The organism is Flavobacterium notoginsengisoli, from assembly GCF_042686225.1.
Taxonomy (GTDB): domain Bacteria; phylum Bacteroidota; class Bacteroidia; order Flavobacteriales; family Flavobacteriaceae; genus Flavobacterium; species Flavobacterium notoginsengisoli.
In genome coordinates, this window is the sequence record NZ_JBHUOT010000003.1 from 378,852 (window position 1) to 400,021 (window position 21,170).

The 21,170-nt window shown below is 35.1% G+C and carries 11 protein-coding genes; 7 read left to right on the plus strand and 4 right to left on the minus strand.

Annotation, left to right across the window (positions count from 1 at the left end):
- Positions 1–90 precede the first annotated feature (90 nt).
- Both ACFS3A_RS09480 and ACFS3A_RS09485 read right to left on the minus strand, forming a co-directional pair.
- On the minus strand, positions 91–609 hold the full coding sequence (locus tag ACFS3A_RS09480) for a hypothetical protein (RefSeq protein WP_379825176.1): 519 nt from the start codon (positions 607–609) through the stop codon (positions 91–93).
- Between the two features lie 839 nt (positions 610–1,448).
- On the minus strand, positions 1,449–2,096 hold the full coding sequence (locus tag ACFS3A_RS09485; protein ID WP_379825177.1) for a hypothetical protein: 648 nt from the start codon (positions 2,094–2,096) through the stop codon (positions 1,449–1,451).
- 183 nt (positions 2,097–2,279) lie between these two features.
- Between ACFS3A_RS09485 and ACFS3A_RS09490 the strand changes: the two genes are divergently transcribed.
- The 5 genes from ACFS3A_RS09490 to ACFS3A_RS09510 all read left to right on the plus strand — a co-directional run bounded on the left by ACFS3A_RS09490 (position 2,280) and on the right by ACFS3A_RS09510 (position 16,271).
- Complete coding sequence (locus ACFS3A_RS09490; protein WP_379825178.1) at positions 2,280–2,981, plus strand: outer membrane beta-barrel protein; 702 nt, start codon at positions 2,280–2,282, stop codon at positions 2,979–2,981.
- Positions 2,982–2,991: 10 nt separating this feature from the next.
- A complete protein-coding gene (locus ACFS3A_RS09495) occupies positions 2,992–3,723 on the plus strand; it encodes an outer membrane beta-barrel protein (protein ID WP_379825179.1) in 732 nt (243 codons plus the stop codon).
- Positions 3,724–3,753: 30 nt separating this feature from the next.
- Complete coding sequence (locus ACFS3A_RS09500) at positions 3,754–5,721, plus strand: T9SS type A sorting domain-containing protein (RefSeq protein ID WP_379825181.1); 1,968 nt, start codon at positions 3,754–3,756, stop codon at positions 5,719–5,721.
- A gap of 79 nt (positions 5,722–5,800) precedes the next feature.
- Entirely contained in the window at positions 5,801–15,697 is a 9,897-nt protein-coding gene (locus ACFS3A_RS09505; RefSeq protein WP_379825182.1) for a SpvB/TcaC N-terminal domain-containing protein, read from the plus strand.
- Position 15,698: 1 nt separating this feature from the next.
- Complete coding sequence (locus ACFS3A_RS09510; protein ID WP_379825183.1) at positions 15,699–16,271, plus strand: hypothetical protein; 573 nt, start codon at positions 15,699–15,701, stop codon at positions 16,269–16,271.
- Between the two features lie 619 nt (positions 16,272–16,890).
- On the opposite strand, the gene ACFS3A_RS09515 is transcribed toward ACFS3A_RS09510, so the two are convergent.
- Together ACFS3A_RS09515 and ACFS3A_RS09520 are read right to left on the minus strand one after the other, a co-directional pair.
- Positions 16,891–17,247, minus strand: coding sequence for a M23 family metallopeptidase (locus ACFS3A_RS09515; RefSeq protein WP_379825184.1), 357 nt, complete (start codon positions 17,245–17,247; stop codon positions 16,891–16,893).
- A gap of 700 nt (positions 17,248–17,947) precedes the next feature.
- On the minus strand, positions 17,948–18,493 hold the full coding sequence (locus ACFS3A_RS09520; RefSeq protein ID WP_379825186.1) for an AAA family ATPase: 546 nt from the start codon (positions 18,491–18,493) through the stop codon (positions 17,948–17,950).
- A gap of 302 nt (positions 18,494–18,795) precedes the next feature.
- Here ACFS3A_RS09520 and ACFS3A_RS09525 point away from each other — a divergent pair, with 302 nt between their 5' ends.
- Complete coding sequence (locus ACFS3A_RS09525; protein ID WP_379825188.1) at positions 18,796–19,611, plus strand: oxidoreductase; 816 nt, start codon at positions 18,796–18,798, stop codon at positions 19,609–19,611.
- A gap of 7 nt (positions 19,612–19,618) precedes the next feature.
- Entirely contained in the window at positions 19,619–20,416 is a 798-nt protein-coding gene (locus ACFS3A_RS09530) for a helix-turn-helix domain-containing protein (protein ID WP_379825190.1), read from the plus strand.
- The last annotated feature ends 754 nt before the right edge of the window (positions 20,417–21,170 follow it).

Here is a 21,170-nt window from a genome sequence, read left to right on the forward strand (position 1 = left end):
AAAATGCTTTTTCTTTTTTAGCTTTTCGGTATCAATTTCATCAGCAGGCTGGGAGCCAAAAGCCGGATTAAACGCGGAGGAAAAGCTGCATCAAAAACCATTTGAAGTTTTGAAGCTTTCGGCGGCAGTATGAAGAAGGGCTTCCTTTTCATACACCGCGGCATAGAGTTTTTTTTTCTTCCGTGCCAGAGCAATAAGGGCATTATGTCCATTTTTCAGTTCGTTGTCTTTTAATGTTCGCATAACCGCCTGCTGCTCTATTTCTTTGCTGTCGAATGCATGAAGTTCTTTAAGGGACTCGTAATATTCAAGGTAGGCGGTTTTAAGCGATTCTCCTTTCGGGATGCCGTCAGCAGAAAGCTTACTGATATCGGAAATGAGTATATCAAACTCTAAGGTCTGCTGTTTCACAGCCGTTAAAGCGCCTTTATAATCTTCTTTCTCCAGAGATTGCAGCTTTTTTTCGCCCGGACCTTCTTTTCCAACGATAATCTCAAAAGCTCTTCGTTCCGACCGATCGAGCGACTTCTTAAAATCGGCCGCATCTGATGATTTGCATGCACTCAATGTTAGAAATAGAAATGCAGCCAGACAAACAGTTAACTTCATTTTATTATAATTTTAGTAATATTAATTTAATTAGAGCAATAACTTCCTAAACGATCTTAAAATAATTCAGGTATTTAAAAAAGTTTATATACTAAGTTATGCATTATAAGGTTCTTGTAAAAAATATAAATAATAATTGTAAAATCACCATAAAGAAAACAGTTTAAAAGCACTTTAACGGCCAGTCTTATCGGTGAATCCCCGGGAGGATAAATAGAATTTCAGTCTTTTTCTAATCAATATCAGATTTTATTTTTTGGTTCAATGATGTTAGTTAGTCTTTATTGTTTTAGCTGTAGGGTAGATCGAAGACAAATGCAATTTCCAATACGCAATGAGATATTAGTTTTTTAGTCTTTTTTTTTGAGCTTTTCCCGCTATGCGTTGCAATCTTGCGTGCCGAACAGCGGCACATAAGTATTTCCACTGCTATCGGGGCTAAAAGGCTGAATCCATTTGATGTTTCGGTTTTCAGTTTTTAGTAATAATTTGAAATAGTGTTGACAAAATGTATAAGATTCGAACCTAAGCTTGTTAGACCATGAATCAGCTGGATTTTTAATTTTCCAACCTGCGTTCAGGCTGAACATACCGATCCTATAATCCCGATTTTCATAATTTTTAGATTTAATTTTACTTCGGACCATTTAACTATGGAAAGACCTGCGTCGGGAGAAAATTATCTAAAACAACTACTAATTTAAAGATACAAAAAATTATAGGATATTCATCGCCGGTTTTGACTTGCGAAATATCTTTTCAGCGGCTGTGATTTCAAAACACAGAGGGTTTGTACCCTGGTTCCAGACCTGCTGGATTTCCGCTCATTATGGATAGGATCATGGGCAGGTATTGTGTTCAAAAATCGCTTTGAGCTGATCGATTGCTTGCGTTTGGCTGAAATCTGTTTTTTGTATGGCGTCCATTATCTGCGGGCAGTCTCCAAAAGCTTCAGCGGCCATTTTACGGATTAATGAATCGGTGCCTACAGCCAGATTACTGCCGCTGGATTCTGAATAACCAAAAACGAGTTCTTCACTGTCTTTCTTTCCAAAAAAATAAGCAGTATTTCCATAAGTAATCACTCTGCTGGTTCCTCCTGCATTGGGCCTGTTACTACCTGTTTCTGTAATATAACCGATTCTTGCATTTTTATCATAGATCATGTAAAACCACTTTTTTTTACTTGATCTCGAAAACTTTCCACTTAAAATGTTTGCTGTTACAGCATATAAATTTTCAGCTATATAGGTGGTACCATCAGCATCTTCAAACTCAATTCTTTTGATTTCTCTGCTTGCTATTTTTTCTATTTTACTTCTATCATCAGTTTTGAAATTAACTTTTGAATCAGTGCTTTGTACTTTTTCTGCCAAGCCTTTTTTGATAACCCCATTTTCCATAAATAAAGTTGCTCTAAGGTATTTTGCCTGTAGAGTACTACTAAACAACATCAAAATAAACAGAAAAAAAATAGGATGTTTCATGATCTTTTTAATTTATGAAAGAAATATGTAGAGTGATTTTTCTATGAATCAAGCAAATATAGAAGTAATCTTCAAATTATTTACTACATGAAATCAGGTATATTGTCGGATTTATCGCCTGTTTTGTCGGCTTTTTGTTGGTCAAAACTATATTTAATATTTATATTCGTAAAAATTTTTTTAATGAAAGTAATATTCCACTTAATAATATTCAGTTGTTTTTTTAACATAAGCCTTTATAGTCAAAATGAAACCAATATTACCTACGGATTAAAAGTGGGTGGTATTCATTCCTCCTTTAGTAATCTGCCTGAAACGATAAAAGGCCGTGATAATACTTTTGACAACAGTACTCTGGAAAGCAAAGGCAAATATGGTCTTGAAACGGGATTTTTTCTTAACTGTAAACTGTATGATACTCGTGTTGCTATACAGCCTGAAATCTTATTCAGACAGTCTGGAGAAACCGTGAAATATCGAGATGTTGTTGGGAAAGAATTTGAACTCGGACTTAATTATGCTTATTTAGAAATAGGGGCTTTATACAAAGTTTATCCTTACGAAGGTTTAAATTTAGGATTTGGAGCTTTCTACGGAATCAATTTATCTCCTAATGATATTAGTTATTCTTCTAATGAAGCGGACGGAATGTATGATGTAGCAACAAGACAGTTCTACAAAGATGGTCTTGATGGTGCTGATGATTTTGCGCTTTGTTTTGCATTGGGTTATGAGCTTCATAAAAGTATTCACTTCGATTTTCGCTATTATCTGGGTGTAAAAGATATGGTTAAAAGTAATGCATCTTCTTTTCAGTTTATAGAGAACCAAAACAAAAGCAGTGTTTTTTGTTTTTCTGTAGGCTATAGTTTTCATAAATGGTAATTAAAAAATAATGAAAAAAATTATTCTTCTGTTTTTATTGATAAGCACAAAATCTGTTTTCGCGCAAAGCGAGAGAGAAATTACATACGGCCTTTTTGCGGGAGGTATTTATTCGAAAATGTCCAATCTTCCAGACGTTATTGTACCAAAAGGTATTTACGACGGTTACACTTTAAAAGAGGAAGGAAAATTTGGAGGAGTTGGCGGTTTTTTCATTAACTGGAAATATCCTTATGCAAAATTGGCAATTCAAACTGAGGTTTCTTATTCTGGTCAGTCAACAGATTTGAATTATGAAGATATCAAAGGACTGAAATATAAAATGACTTTTGCTTTCAACTATATTAATGTGGGGGCACAGCTTAAGTTTTATCCTTACAAGGGATTTTACATTGGAGCGGGTCCATATGTCGGATTTAATATCTCGGGTGATAATATCAAATATTCATCAAATGCACAGGAAATATTTGCTGAATCAGGAGTTCCTTTTGAAACAGATGCAAATGTTCAAAAAGTACTGAGAGAATCTTTGAGCGGCAAAAATTACTTCTACGGAATGCTTGCAGCAGGATACGAATTTAGCTCTAACTTTTCTATTGGAGCACGATATACCATTGGACTTTCGGATGCTTTAATGACGGAAGAAAATGGACATCGCTACAGCGAAAACAAAAACAAAGTCAATAGTATTTCATTGATTATAGGTTACTCTTTTGACTTTGATGATTTAGGGAATTTTTAGAAAAACAGCATCGCAACAATCAGTTTTACTATGAATAAAAAGATTTTTTTACTGGTAATTTTAATCACAGTATTTACTGTAAGTTTGACATTCTCGCAGCAAAAAGTACTGCCTGGAGCTGTTTCAGAACCTTTTTTTTGGTTAAAATCTAAAAGTGCAGGCGAAAGTTATTACTGGGAGAGTCTTGTAGACAATAAAGAAGCAAAAGTATCTCTTCAAAAACAAGATGGAGCTGTTTTTAATTTTAATCCAAGTATTGTTTTTGATACTGCCCATGATTCATTAATTGTTCCGTTAGGCGTTAACAGCAAAAGACGTCATACCCTTTTTATGGTGTATAAAGTAAAAGACAGTTTAAAGGAACAGTTTTTATGGACCATAAATGATCCTCAAAAAATAATAGCTACGGCAACAAATAAAAGATTGGTCGATTTAAAGAAATATTCTTACCAGTCCTATCAGGAAAAAATCAAACCCCATAAAGCCAATATTCATTTCTTTCAGCAGCATGTTACTGATAGTGTTGCAAAGTTGTCATCGCTTATTATTGGCCAGAAATCAAAATCAGAAAAACTACCGCCAGAAGATTTTAAAGGAAGCATAAGCGAGATTCTGGTTTACAACCGTGTTTTAAATGGTTTAGAAACTCAAAAAGCAGCAAGTTATTTGGCTGTAAAATACGGGATTTCACTTTCCCAGTTTGATAATAAAAACTATTTAAACAGTAAAGGAGAAACTATTTGGGATGTCGATAAACATAAAGGATTTACATCTTCTATAACCGCAGTTGGTCGTGATGATGCCAGCGGATTGCTGCAAGTAAAGAGCAGTAATATGGCAGAAGAAGGGCTTTTGACAATCGAAATGAAAAGTAAAACAAATACGATTCCTAATAATTACTTTACTTTTTGGAGTGATAATGGCAAAAATCTTCTAGTTAAAAAACAAGAACAAGGAGAGCCGATTGGTGTTTCGAGAGAATGGCAATTGGATTTTACAAATCCATCAGATTTGAGTTTAGACTGGTCTTTTAACCCATCTTTTATAAAAGGAACGCTGCCTAAAGATACTTATTACTGGTTATTGGTTGATTATTCGGGAAAAGGAACTTATGATGAGAATGATTCAGAATATATACGTTTGGCTAGTACTGCCAGTACAGAGAAATTAGTTTTAAATGATTTTGATTGGAACAAACATAAATCTGGAACAGCAAAATTTACTTTAAAAGTAGCACCAGAAATGTTCAGCAGAGTCTGGATTACAGAAGCCATTTGTGGTGTAACAGGTTCAGGTGAATTAAATTATACTATTGAAGGAGGTGAAGCACCTTTTACTGTTACTGTTAAAAAAGAGGGAAGTGAAGCCGTTGTAAAACAATGGAATCAGGCGGCAAAAAGTCAGAGTGGAGTGCAGCTTTCTTCGGGAACTTATGATTATATCGTAAAAGATAAAAGAGGAAATCTGTATGCTGAAACTGTATTTGTTGCCGATAAAGAAGGAACTTTTCCTAACCTGAAATCGGAGTATTTATTGACAGATGGTAATGCGGTGCTTTTGGATGCAAGTAAGGATCTTCCAACGGGAAATTATCAATATGAATGGTTTTACGAAGGTAATTTTGTTGATGATAATCCAAAAATTCTAATAGATCAAGCCGGCGATTACGAGCTGAGATTGATAAATGATCAAGAATGTAAAACGTCTAAGAAAATTAGTGTGCTAACAGACGGTCAGGAAATTACAGATCGCAGTGTTTTGATCTTATATCCAAATCCTACACCCGACGGTAAATTTGCTCTTGCAATGCAGTTTCCTAAAAAGACAAATGCCACAATCAGTATTTATTCTTTGACAGGATCACTTTTAAAAGAAAAAAAATACAGCCAGATCGAAACTTATCTGCATGAAGATACTATCACAGCACCTTCTGGAATGTATCTGGTACAGGTAAAATCAGATTTTAGCACTAAAGCCTTTAAAGTTATTGTGAAATAATTCTACAGTCGAAGAAAAGTTCTTCCTGCAGAACGAAATATAATATAAACCGATTATTAGTAATCGATTAACCAGCTCTATGAAAAAGAAAATTATATTCCTGCTATTTTTAATAGGTACATTTTTGTTTGCTTCCAATTTAGGTGATTATAAAATTCCTTCTTTTATTACGGATAAGTTTTCAGAAAAAGAATCCGCGATTTCAGAATCAAAATCAGATGCAGCTATTGAGGTAAAGAATGAAAGTGAAGGCACAAAATTATTTTCTGCTGATATTGAACAAGGAATTATAGGAATCAACAGCCTTGATGAAGTTGATGATGCTTATGATAATGTTTTTCATCTTAAAATTGATGAATTACCGCAAGCTGATGAAAACGTCTATCTGGAATATGATTTGTTTGGTTACGATGAGACAGCATCGATCTCAAGAAGTCTAAACAATGAACCAAGTATTGGAGGACAATTTTTATCGCAAAATAAAGCCTGGACCAAACAAGCCGAATTATTATCTGAGAATTCTCTTCGAACTGGTGATAACGTTTTATTGTTTACAGCGCCAGAAGGAGTTTCAAATGGATATAAAATTAAAAACGTACGAATAGTATATAAAAATGTTCCAGAAGAAAATAATTTTAAACTTCTGAAAGCAGCAAATAAATTGTACATAAAAGGGACAAATTTTCCATCCAAAATAAAGAAACTTACCATTGCAGGAATTTCTATAGATGTAAATCAGCCAGAATTTGAATTGGTTTTAGATGCAGAAAATACTACTCAATTTATTCCTGTGCTAAAAGAGACTGTGACAGGTCTAATTTTAAAAGAAAAAATAGAATTAAATCAGTTTTTAAAAGTAGAAAGTTTTAGACCAATTGAAAATGCCAAAGAACGTGTTTTTAAGAATATTAATTTTGAGACAGCCAATAATTTAGAGTACAAAAACTTTTCTGCAGTATTTCCAGTTGGTGCCTTAAAAAACAATCTTACCATTTCGGTAAGTGGTTTAAGAAAAATAGATATTGCACCTTTAAACGCTTCAATGGTGAATGTTACTAATGGGAATGCAGGATTTAGATTACTGCCTCATGGAACCATTTTTGAAAAAGCAGCAACACTTTCACTTCCTTACAGCAAAAAGGCAATTCCAGAAGGATATACAGAAAAGGATATAAATGTATTTTATTTTGATGAAAACAAACGTCTTTGGCAGGAAGTCAGCAAAGATTCGTTAGACATTAAACAGGGATTAATTACAGCAAAAACAACACATTTTACCGATTTTATTGCAGGAATTGTAAAAATGCCGGAATCTCCAGAAACTTCTGGTTATACACCAACAAGCATAAAAGATTTAAAAGCAGCTAGTCCGCTGGTTGGAATTCAATCTATAGAACCGCCAACTCCAAACGCACGAGGAACTGCAAGTACTTCTTTTCCTATTGTCGTTCCAAATGGAAGAGGAGGAATGCAGCCTTCTTTAAAATTACAGTATGATAGTGATGGCGCCCATAGTTGGGCTGGAATGGGCTGGGATGTCTCTGTTCCTTCAGTAAGTATTGAAACGCGCTGGGGAGCACCACGATATGATGCAGCAAACGAAACAGAAAGTTATACTATTAGCGGAGAAGCTTTAATACCAAATTCACACAGGGTAGAATGGATTGGAAGAACACCAGATAAACAGTTCTTTCCAAGACGCGAAGGTGCTTTCCAGCAGATCATTCGTAAAGGAGCATCACCAAAAGATTATTATTGGGTAGTAAAAGATAAAAGCGGAAATGCTAGTTATTATGGAGGTACAATGTCTGGACTTTCAGTAAATGGTGTGCTTCAAGACGCGAACGGAAACATTGGGTATTGGGCACTTTGTCTTCAAGTTGATTTGAACGGAAATACAGTAGAATACGAGTATGACAAAAGAGATGGAGGTATTTATCTTAAAAAAATATATTATACAGGTTTCGGTTCTCAAAAAGGAAATTACAATGTTACGTTTGTAAAAAATGGTGATTTAGGCGAACCGAATCGTCAGGATGTACAGCTTTCAGCAAGATTAGGTTTTAAGCAGTTAAACAATCAATTATTACGAAAAATTGAAGTGCGTTACAAAAACGACATGATTCGCAGTTATGAACTGCAATACAAAGAAGGAGCTTTTAAAAAGACTTTGTTAGAATCGGTTTCAGAATATGATACAGAGGCCAAGTTGTTTTACACCAATAAATTAGACTACTTTGATGATGTTCGTGATGCTTCAGGAAAATACAATCCGTTTGGACCTGAAGAAAGTTGGAGTGTACCAAGTGACAATTTAAAAAACAACTCTATTCCGTCTTTTACTAATGCTTTGTTTTCGGGAAAACATTCTCTGGTAAGCAGTACAGAAGGATCTACAACAGGAGTAAGTTATAGGCTGGGTCTGGGGTTTGCTACTAATGCCGGAAGTTTAAAAGGATTTACTATTGGCGGTCATGGAGGAAATAACTGGGGAAATTCTGAAACTATTGCCACTTTAGAGGATATAGACGGAGATGGATTGCCAGATAAAGTATTTAAAAATAATAATGGTGTTTATTATCGAAAAAACTTGGCCGGAACTGGAAAGCTGGCTTTTGGAGATCTTCAAGAACTTAATATCAGTGATGTAGGATTTTCAAAATCTAGTTCGTTTAACTGGGGTGTCGATTTAAATATGACTTATGGAAATATTGGTTTTGATCAACAGCGTTCCAGTAATAAAACCAAAGCCTATTTCATGGATTTTAATGGAGATGGTCTTGTTGATTTTGTTCGTAATGGACAGGTATATTACAACCGATTAGAAAATGGAATCCCGACTTTCAAGAATAGCAGTGCGGGTACGCCGTCACCAGTTTTTGGAGGAGGAAATATTACTATTCCAGGTTACACAACTATTTCTTTGGAAGAGATAGAAAAACAAAATCCGCTTCACGATGTTGTGCGTATGTGGGAAGCTCCTGTAAAAGGGATAATTTCGGTATCACATCAATATCAATTAGTTCCTGAATCTACTCCAGAACGAATTAAAAGACGTGAGGAATATGTAAATAATGCTGGTGAAGACAAAGCCGATGGGGTTCATTTGTATTTTCAAAAAGGAAATACAGTAATTTGGAACGAAGCAATTGCGGCTACAGATTACGGTACTAAGAGCAAACAAAATACGGCCATTGCTGTAGAAAAAGGAGAACGATTGTATTTTAGAGTTAGCTCTGTTAAAGATGGGAATTTTGACACTGTAAACTGGGATCCAACCATTACTTATTCGCAGATTAAACACTTTGACAGGGGAACTAATGGAAATACGACCGAAAGTGATTTTACCGTTCCAGCTTCTTTACAAGATGTAAACGCGTATTCCTTGGCCACTTATCAAGCAAGTACCGATTTTTTCAGCAGCTCTAATGAAGGCGGAGTAGTGCCGGTAGCAGGAAATGTCGTTTTGAAAGGGATTTTAAATAAACCTGTTACCTCAGATCACATCAAACTGGTTATCAAAAAAACATATTTAGATTTGTCTCAGATTCCAGTTATTCTTTATGAAAAAACTTTCTTAGCCAATGAGGTTAGTTCATTCGATTTGTCATCAATTACGCTGCCAGCATTTGAAGCTGAGACTATGGCATCATTGTCCTTACAGACAGAAACCAATATCAATTGGCAGACAATTTCTTTTCCGCCGACTGTTACTGTTCCTGCTTATCCGGGAGAATTGGTAAAAGAAGTTCCCTTAGGAGTTTCTCATTTGTTTTACAACAAACGAGAAGGAAATTATAATATGACTGGTGTAACTTCTACTTCGTCAGGAAAAGTAAAACTAAGTATTCTGGCTCAGGATTTGACACTCGCAACTCCTGCTCAATATCCAGGTAATATTAATGATTTTGATGGAGATGTTATTATTTCTGCTAAACAAAATAATACATTATTAGCACGTAATCGTTATCAAATTACAGGAGGTATTTTGAGTTTGGTAAATAATACATTTGATAATTCCGTTACGTATCCGGATGCTGTTTTGGGAGTTCCAATTCAATTAGAAATGACAGTTTCTAATGCACGATCTATAACGATTATTAAAAATTATCCAAAAGCTGATGCCTTAAATATTCAAGTTCAAGTTACAGATATAGTCAATGCTTCAGTATGGAACCAAGCTACAGATGATTTCAGTATTTATAGTCTTTTGAATGACGATGAAAGAAGTTTAGGATTGTATTATCGTCAATGGTGTGGATTTGCTATTAATGGAAATTTAGCATCAAATACTATTGATCAGACACTTCTAAAAAAATCAGATGCCTACAGCACAACACCCGATTTAGGAAATACAGATCCTGAAAGTTATGAAGGAACTGACTATGAAGTTGCAAAAAGTTATTTTGTATCAATAAATCCGTCTTATACTAAAGCAAAATGGGAAGGTTTAGAGGAAGGAATATACATACAAGGACCAACAATTGGTACATCAAGACTGGGAGAAGATGATATTTCGGAGTATACTGACTTTACACTTCCTAATCTGCCTGGCGGCAGTACTTCTGCGCTGGATATGATAAGCGAAAGTAAAAGTAAAAGTCTTTCTGCAGGAGCATCTGTTGGACCTGCCAATGTTGGTTATAGTAAGTCAATTGATGGCGACTCTTACGTAACACAAACAATGAGCGATTTTAATGGAGATAAATTTCCAGATTATATTCGTGGAGAAAATGTGCAGCTTACAGCTCCAGTTGGGAAAATTTCTAACGAAGTAGTCAATATGGGAGATAACTTCAGCCATTCTAAAACAAGTACTGAGGGACCAAATTTTGGAGGAAGCTACAGCCACGGAGCTCCATCAAATTCAATTAGTATGACCGTTGGTAAATCTAACGTAAAAAGAGATGCTGCTAAAGAAACCGCGTCAAAAGAGGCAGAAAAGGGAGGTAATAGTATTGCGGTAAGTGCTTCTCAAGGAAAAGGAGAAGATCATGCGGCAATGATTCATAGTGATATTAATGGGGATGGACTTCCAGATAAAATTTCAGATTCTGGTGATGTTTATTTGAACACTGGATACGGATTTTTACCGGCAGAAAAATGGAACCACAATAGTTTGAATGGAGGAAAATCAACAGATTGGAGTGCTGGTTTAGGTTTTAGTATCAAACAAGGATCTATTTCTGGTGGAGCCAATTATGCAAGATCACAATCTGATAGTGAAGAATCTCTTATGGATATTAATGGTGACGGACTTGCTGATAAAATTAAATATGAAGGAAGTAACATGCAGGTTTCCTTAAACTTAGGTAATTCTTTTGCAGCACCAGTTGTCTATCCGAAATATTCAGAAATGAATCAGAATAAAGGAGTAAGCTACGGAATGAATGCTAATTTCTCAATAGACATTGTTATTTGGCTGCTTCGTATTACACCAACTCTTGGAGGAAGCCAAGGATGGAGCACAAACCGTTCTGAAGGAACTTTTATGGATATTGATGGTGATGGAAATTTAGATTATGTGGTTTCAAAAGAAGATGGACATTTGACAGCACAATTATCAAATATCAAAAGGACTAATAAACTAAAAGGCGTTACCAATGGCGCAGGAAATAGCTATACGGTAGATTACGAACTAATAAAACCAAGTTACGAAAATCCAACAGCTAAATGGGTTTTACAAATGGTTACAGTTTTTGATGGACATGTTGGAGATGGTATTGATAATTCGATAGCTAAATTTAGATATGAAAATGCTTATCATGATCGTCGCGAAAGAGAGTTTTATGGTTTTGAAAAGGTAATCGAAGAAGAAATAGATGCGTCTGATAATTCATTATTTTCGACAACGGTTCAAGAATATCACAATCACGATTATTTTAGAAAAAATCTTTTAAAGCGCAGCTATACTTTAGATAAGGATGGCAAAATACGCAAAGAGTCTGAAAATGAATACAGCTTAGTAGATGTTGCTACACAAGCCAGTATTTCGGAATCTGAATTAAATTTACCATCATGTGACGATAAAAGAGTTTTTGCTGGATTAATTCATACCAACGAAAAAGTTTACGAAGCAGGAGGTGAATATCTAGAAACGAATATTTTCAATACTTATGATGCAAACGGAAACATCATTCAGTACGAAGATTTAGGAAATGGTTCAGCTGATGATAAAGTTACAGCCAAAATAGCATATCATGAAAGTACTAATCCATATTATGGAGGTATAGCAAAACAGTTAGAAGTTTACACAAGTGAAGGATTAAGACGTAAAAGAACCGCGGCGGTAAATCCTGCAACAGCAGAAGTAACTCAGATAAGCAATTACAGTGCAGCAGATAAAATTGCTGTTACTGACATTGCATACGACACTTACGGAAATATCGAAAAAATTACTGGTCCTGTCAATCATAAAGGACAGCGTATGACTTTGGAATATGTATTTGATTCAGAAAATCACCAATACATGACCGAAATAAAAGACGCCTTTGGTTATCAGAACAAAGTAGAATTCGATTACCGTTTTGGAGTGCCTCTTAAAACAACAGATCGTAACGATCAAAGTACTATTTATACTTTGGATACAAAAGGTCGTGTGTCAACAATAAAAGGCCCTTATGAAATTGCTTCAGGCAGACCATACACGATTGCTTATGAATATTTTCCAGAAGCAGAAGTTCCGTATGCCAAAACTAGAAATTATGATCCAGAACTTGACAAAGACATCGAAACCTACACGTATACAGATGGATTAGGAAGACCTTTGCAGGTAAAGAAAACAGCAAGTTTATTTACACAGTCCGGAAGTCCAGATCAGGAAGCTCACGTTGTTTCGGGGCGTATAATTTATGATGGATTAGAAAGACCAATAGCCACCTACTATCCAACGACGACGACTACGATGGATAATAATTTTAGTACAGCAATGTCTAATGTTGAGCCAACTAAAACCGATTATGATGAGGTTGGACGTCCAATAAAAGTAACATTGCCAGATGGAAGCACCAATACAACATCTTATACCATTATCAATCATGATGGACTGTCAGTACTAAATACAACACAGACAGATGCTTTAAACAGAACAAGTTCAACTTATACAGATGCTGCAGGGCAAAATGTAGCCGTTGTACAAAATGATTTGGTAACAAAGATTGAAACTAATGCTCTGGGAGAAACGGTAAAAGTAACGGATGCCATTGATCATATTACCAAAATGAGTTACGACTGGGTAGGAAAACGTATTGAATATACACATCCAGATGCTGGAACAACAACTATGGAATATGATTTGGCAGGAAATTTAACTAAACGCATAACACAAGATTTAAAAAATACTGTTCCAAATGGTGGTGCTGTAGAATATGTCTATAATTATAATCGTTTAGAATTTATAAAATACCCTAAGAATCCACAGAATAATGTACAATATAATTATGGAAAAGCTGATGGAACTCCATCTCGACGAGGAAGAGTGTGGTTTGTACAAGATGCAACTGGAGGACAAGAATTTTTCTTTGGTAAATTAGGAGAGATAGAAAAAGAAATTCGCACACTTCGTATTACGCCTACAGATGTACAGACTTATATTTCACAATTTGAATACGATACATGGAATCGTATCCAGAAAATGACTTATCCTGATGGAGAAGTAGTAGAATACACTTATAACCGCGCTGGAAATCTGCAAAGTATGAAAGGTAAAAAAGAAAGCCATACTTACGATTATATCAAGCAATTAAGTTATGATGAATTCGAACAGCGTAAATACCTGAAATATGGTAACGACACCGAAACGAATTATACTTATGATGCCGTAATGAGAAGATTACAGCAGTTACAAGTAAGAAGCGGAGAAAGACAGGTCTTAAACAATGCTTATGGTTATGATAATGTTGGAAATGTATTAAGCATTAAAAATACAGCTCCAATAATAAACAACAGCTTAGGAGGAACCTCTTCTCAAGAATACCAATATGATGATTATTATAGATTAAAATCGGCAAAAGGTTCTTATCAAGGAGAGTTTACCAAAGCCAGTTATGAACTCAATATGAGTTACAATAAAATGCATAATATTACCAAAAAAGATTTGATGCATACCGTTAATAATGAGCAAAAAGGATATGTTCTAGATTACGCTTACGATAACGAATTACATCCGCATGCGCCGAGTAAAATTGCTGAAACAGCTAAAGAAGATCCTCGCGAATATCTATATGATGGAAACGGAAACCCAACAAGTTATACAGAAACTCAAAGTTTCAGAAAAATGACTTGGGACGAGGAAAATCGACTAATGGGAATTAATGATAATGGAAGAATTTATCAATTTTCTTATGATAGTAATGGAGAACGTGTAATTAAAAGTTCAGCCGATTCTCAAAATGTTGTGATAAACGGAGAAAACGCCGCTACAATTATACATACAGATGATTATACAGGATATGTAAGTCCGTATTTTGTAATAAGAAAAGGTAAATTTACCAAACATTATTTTGAAGGAAGTGGACGAATTGTGAGCAAATTGGGTAACGGAACTTTTGCCCAGCCGTTAGGTTTAACAGCAGGAGGAGTAAATTACACCAATCTTAGTGCAGAACAGCAAAAGGCGTTAGATGCTTATGTGAAAAGTTTAGGTTTACCACCAGGACCTCCAACACAGCAAGGAATCTATGCTACGCCAGAATTTACAGGGAATCCGTATCCAAGTGAAGTACTTAAACCTGTAGAAGAAAATCAAGAACCTCCAGAAGGATGGCCTAGAAACCCAATTTTTAATGCTCCGGGAGATGTTCCAGGTCCGCCAGTACAATTTGGCCCTCCAATAGAACCAACTACCGTACAAGCAGGAGAAGGTTTTACAGGAACCGGAATGCCAGAAAATGATATTTTTTATTTTCATGCTGATCATTTGGGAAGTACTTCCTATATTACAGCCAAAAATGGTTCTATTTCACAGCACGTAGAATACATTGCTTTTGGTGAGATTTTGTTTGAAGAACATGCAACTTCGTTTTCGTCTCCTTATTTGTTTAACGGCAAGGAATTAGATAGAGAAACAAACTTAACCTATTATGGAGCAAGGTATCTCGATATGAAAGCTAGTTTGTGGTTAAGTGTCGATCCTTTAATGTTTAAAGAGGACTTTTTTGATGAGCCAGAATCGAGTAACGGAGGAGGGTTTAATTCATTCAACTTAACATCTTATGCATTTTCATACAATAACCCTGTAAAATATGTAGATCCAGATGGAGAATGTCCTAATTGTGCCACTGCTGCCGCAGGAGCATTGATTGGCGGTATTATAGGAGGTGCCATAGAAGCAGGAACCCAATTATACAAAAACGGTAAAGTAGATAATTGGAAAGCTGTGGGTGGTGCCGCGGTACAAGGTGCTGTTGTAGGAGGAGCCGCAGGATTTACTGGAGGAGCCAGTTTATTGGTAACGGCAGGTGTTTCTGGTGGAGCTAATGCCGTTGGAGGTGCTGCGAGCAGAGCAATTCAGGGACAAAAAACAACCGTTAGAGATGTTGTAGTTGATGGAACCGTAGGAGCTGTTTTAGGAGCTGGAGGTAAATTGGTAGGGAATGCCGTTAAAAATTCGACGAATAATTTATCACGAAGCGCTAAAGGAAAATTAGGAGAAGCCATTACAGAAATCAAATACAGAGGTCGAGGTTATGTCAGTCAAGGCAAGGCTCAGGTTATGACTGGCGGAAGGACTCCAACAGGAAGACAAGCCAAAGCATTGTTTGACCATGATATGAAAAACATATTTACAGGACGCCGTTTGACGGTGGAAAGTAAATTTAATACATCTGGATTAACCAGAAATCAAAGAACAGCAATTAATAGAGGTGCTAATGTTATAATAGACAGAACAACAAGCCAAGGTCTGGGCAATGCAGCAAAAACAGCTACAGTTGGTACAGGTGGAGGTATAGCAGCTCAAAGAAATACAAGAGATTAATATGAGTACAAGTTTTAAAAAATCGGATAAGGAGCTCTTGGATGCCAGGAATGCTATTTTCAAGGAGTATGGAATTCCGGGACTGGAGAGGAACGGCTACGCGAAGTCCCCATTCAAAAGCTCGTGGTTCGGGCAGTATGATACAAATATACGAGGCTATTCCTATGAGCTTTGCAGGCTGGCAGATAACGGTGAGCTACACCTTGTCAATGCCACGATGGTGAAGGACGACAAATGGATCAAGATAAACCTGAATATCTTCCGGTTAGGTGAAAAGTTGGAATCGTTGGATCAACTTGGGGACTGCGAAGGGATCAACTTCCATCTTCCGCCGCACGAGTCCACAAGCATGCGTCTGAGGAGCGATGACTACAAGGGGCCGCCGCTGTTCCATATGATGTTTTCTCCGGAATACAAATTAGGCAATGTAGGTTCTGAAAGCAGTTTTGAAAAAGAGGTCAGGAAACTGGCGAATCTGGTGGGTAAGGACATGGCCAATATCCGATCCTTTGAGAGTAGGTGGCATGAACTGCACCAGCCGCGTACGACCGATGTGGAAGGCAATGTAATATAGGCAGCGGCTAGGTAGTGTTTCAAAGTTAGTGATATGAGATTTTAAAATTTTAACCTTTTGATATTGAATAAATTTTAGAAATAAATAATTTAAAGATGAGCAGTAAAGCTCATCTTTTTTGTTTCAATACTGCCTTAGTTAGTTAGTTAGTTAGTTAGTTAGTTAGTTAGTTAGTTAGTTAGTTAGTTAGTTAGTTAGTTAGTTAGTTAGTTAGTTAGTTAGTTAGTTAGTTAGTTAGTTTTAGATTGTGGGCTTTCTTTTTTTTTAAGACTGTTTTAATTTTTGTTTTTGGCCAGTGAAGGGGAGGCTGGTTGGAACGGGAAGTTAGTTTGAATGTCAAACATGATTTAATAAGTTAAAAAATGTTGGAAAATTCTTTTAGACGATGTGGTTTGAGTCCTGTTACCGCTACTAAGTAAATCTTCAGAGAAATATTGAGCTTTTTTGTTATATAAGATTTTCAAAAACAATGTTTGATTGCATATTTGCATTTAATCATGTTCCAGCTTTAAAAAAAATAGAAAGCCTGAGAATTTGATTTCTTAGGCTTTTTTGTGATTCAGTAATTTAATTTTTGCCAATTTGGTTAAGATGCCGAAAGATTGAAAATTATCATTTTTTAATTTTTCCGCACTATCTGAGAAGTAATCGGCTCTCCTCTTTCTGTAAAAACATCGTCGGCATAGTAGTTTTGAAACTGCATGGGAAGACCAACGCCTGTTGCAAGAGAGGAAGTCGTCTGCATATGGTAATGCAGATGCGGGCCTGTAGAGTTGCCGCTGTTTCCTGCCAGACCAACCTTTTGGCCTCTCTTTACCATATCACCTACTGCTACTATTATGGAATTCTTTTTTAAATGAAGCATAAACGAATATTCTCCATTCAAATGATCAATAACAATATAATTCCCTAACCGCTGCTTACTGTTTATAATTCCGGGAACATTATCCAGAAATAAATCAATTTTTTGCCTCACGCAGACAACAAGTTATAATCGAATACATGAGAGCACAAAGAATTAAGTACTAATGAAATAGTAAAAGATTTTCATATCAGATTTCATTATATGACATTGAATAATAGAAAACAATTTGGGATAATATAGGATAATTTCTATTGTTTTTTTGGTGTTCGAATCCTGTTAAGTTATCGAATGGTAAATCAACTATTTGTGCTATTTTTTATATGAATATATACACTAAAGCAATTTTGCTATTATTTGAAAGAAAGAGAATAATAGCAAAATGATTGAAAATCAGCGTATTTAGTAGTGTAAATAAAAAATGGCGCCAATTGTCTTCAATTGGCGCCATCTGGCTGAGTGACGGCGACAGGACAAATTACAACATCATTTTTGGATGATTTGAAGAAATTGGCTTACTATATGTAGTGCCTGTCTTTCATTGGCTTTAAGAATTTGGTTTGGATGTCCTTAGTAGGATTGATGCAAAAATTGTAAAACTCAATTGATTCATCGCATTAAACTGATATATAAATTTATAAAATTTATGTAGGATTTTAAAAGAATGTTTTAAGTTAAGGCAGGATTGTCTTTCTTTGGCTTTAAGAATTTCTTTATGCAACTTATGTATTGTGGTACAAAAATAATCCCTTTCAGTGTGGGTTAGAGATTGGTTTTTATAAAGACATAGAGAAAATATTTAAAAATCCTGATATCATCTACTTATTTCGTTCAAAAGAAAATCTACTCTTTCCCTTGCGTTTATTTTTGGAACCTCAATAACTTTGTAGCCGTATTCTGAGTATGTTTCTTTCATTCTGGTAAATGTAGCTTGAGCTTCATCCCAGCTCTGCTTCCTTTCATCATCGGTTTTATAAATTTCTTCCCAAGGCGGCAGTATAAAAACTTTCTTATTATACGCGTACTTTTTTAATATCTCGTTTTTCTTTTTTGATATTGGAATGTTTTCCATTTTCATATAACATATTGAATCTAAAATCCCCCTGTCAAAGAAAATCGGCATGGAAGCTTCTACATTTACTTCATCATAACTTCTCACCGAAGCATTAAACATTAATTCAGCATAAAGGTCTTTATTTTTCCATGGCAATCCTTCACCGCTAACTGAATGCTGCTGCTTAATTATCTTTCGGGCATCTTCTTGAACTACTTGAAAATTATTTTTGGCCAGTTCATCTATTAAAGTTGTCTTGCCAACTCCAGGACCGCCAGTAATAATATATAAATTGTCTTTTTTCATTAGGGGTAATTTTTTTTAAATTTATTTCCACTTTTAAATTTAACTAAATTATCTTAATCTAAACAAGGAATAGATCAACTACGGACACATTTGATTAGCAATTAATAAGAGAAAATAGGAGAATATAAGACAGTTTATGAAATTATATCTTAACGTAAAAAAATGTAAATTATAAGGTGTCAATATTTTTACAGCTAAAATTTAATCTTTGAACCTGTAGCGAAATACATTTGAACTTCTGACGAAAACAAAAAGAAAACTAACTTATGACCTTTGATGTATTAATAAAAAAATAAGACACAATGGAAAAAGTAGTTTTAATTACAGGAGCATCAGCAGGTATAGGAAGAGAAACAGCAAAAGTTCTTGCCAAGAAAGGTTTTAAAGTTTATGCAGCCGCAAGAAGAACTGATAAACTAAAGGAGTTAGTGCTTTTTAATGTTACTCCTTTATTTGTAGATATGGCAGATGAAAATACAATGCAGACCGCTGTTGAGAGAATAATACAAGCTGAGAAGAGAATTGATGTATTGATAAATTGTGCAGGTTACGGGGTTTATGGACCTTTAGAAGATGTTTCTATTCAGAAGGCAAGAGAACAGATGGAGGTAAACGTAATTGGTCCAGCGAGGCTTATACAGCTTGTCCTTCCAAAGATGAGAGATAATAGATACGGCAAAATCATAAATATTACTTCTGGCGGAGGAAAATTTTCAACACCTTACGGCAGCTGGTATCATTCCAGTAAATTTGCATTCGAAGGATTAAGTGATTCATTAAGAAATGAAGTAAAGCAGTTCGGTATCGATGTGATAGTTATAGAACCCGGTTCGGTTAAATCTGAATTTTCGGCAATAGCTGTGAACAGTCTTGTAGAAAATACAAAGACCAACGATTATAAAGGGGCGGTTTCCAGAATCTCACAGTCGTATAAAGCAATGGATAAAAATGTATCATCTCCATCACTAATTGCAGAATTGATTTTAAAAGCAATAGAAGCGAAAAGTCCTAAAACGAGATATGCGGGAGGATTCGGCATAAAACCAACACTGTTTCTCAGATGGCTGTTATCCGACAAATTATTTGATAGAATGCTTCAGAGCCAATTAAAGTATTAGTTATAAAATGACAAATCAGCTTATTGAGAATTTTATGTTCGTGCGGGAACGGGATAAAACATTTGATAAATATCAAATGGTGCCTGAGCTTACTTTGAGTTTTATGATCAGCGGCAGAAAGGAACTCAGGTTTGTGGATGAAGTAATTCATGGTCATAGCGGCAGTACAGCTCTCATCCGTAAAAATGAACTGCTTAAATCCATACAGATGTCAGATGAAAATGGCGAGCTTTATGAATCAATCAGTATTTTTTTTACACCGGAAATTATCCGCAGCTATGCCGCGAGTAACAACATCTCCCCGCATGGAAAATTTAAAGGGAAACCCTATGTCGATCTGACTGGATCAAAATTCATAAGAGCTTATTTTGAATCTCTGATTCCTTATTTCGTACAGCCTCAAAAACTAACCAGCAAAATTGCGGCACTTAAAACACAGGAAGCAATTGAGCTGCTTCTTGATTTCGATATTAAAATTGAGCAATTAATATTTGACTTGTCGGAACCTTTTAAAATTGATTTGGAAAAGTTTATGAATAAGAATTTTATTTTTAATGTTCCCATTAAAGAGTTTGCACGTCTTACAGGAAGAAGTCTTTCTACTTTTAAGCGGGATTTTAAGAATATCTACAATTCAACACCTGAGAAATGGATAAAAGAAAAACGTTTAGTCGAAGCAAAATTTTTAATTACAGAAAAACAGCAGCGTCCGTCAGAGGTTTGTTATAATGTAGGTTTTGAAAATTTAGCCCATTTTTCTACAGCATTTAAGGAGAGATTTGGAGAGAGCCCTTCGAAAATTTAATTTTAAGAATACTTTTTGCGTAATCCCAGAAATAAACCAATTTTTGATCTCAGTTGAAAACAATATTTAATATAAAAAAATTACGATAAACCAAAAGAGAAAAAAATCCTATATCCTTAACGGGATTTCGAACCATCGTTCAGCTTCGATTAAATCTCTGATAGCGCCACTTTAAGACTGTTTATTTCAAACAGACTAAGAATTTCTTGTGAAAAAATCGAACCACAAATATTAGGCTGTGAAGGCTTGAAAAATCTACGTATTAGGGCATAAAAAAAGAGACAACTATTGTCTAGTTGTCTCCTTAAGTGAGGAACAGGACAAATTTCAACATCTTTTTTGGATGATTTGAAGAAATTGGCGTATTATATGTAAGGTCTGTCTTCTATTGGCTTTGTAAATTTGGTTTAGATGTCCTGTTGGGGATTGATGAAAAAAATATAAAAACTCAATTGGTTTATGGCAAAACACTAATATAAAATTCTACAAATATTATGAAGGATTTGAAAAGATTGTTATGCTTAAGGCAGAATTGTCTTTCATTGGCTTTATGAATTTGGTTTGGATTTCCTGTCGGGGATTGAAAAAAAAATCTAACTGGTATAAAATTATTAAAAATATAATTTAATAATTTTATACTTTATTTAATTAAAGTATAAAAAGTCAACTTGACTGACTTAGCATTTATTTAATATTTATGCTGTATACTATTTAATTTTAATAAAATATTTACCCAGCTTGAACTTCTTTTCTC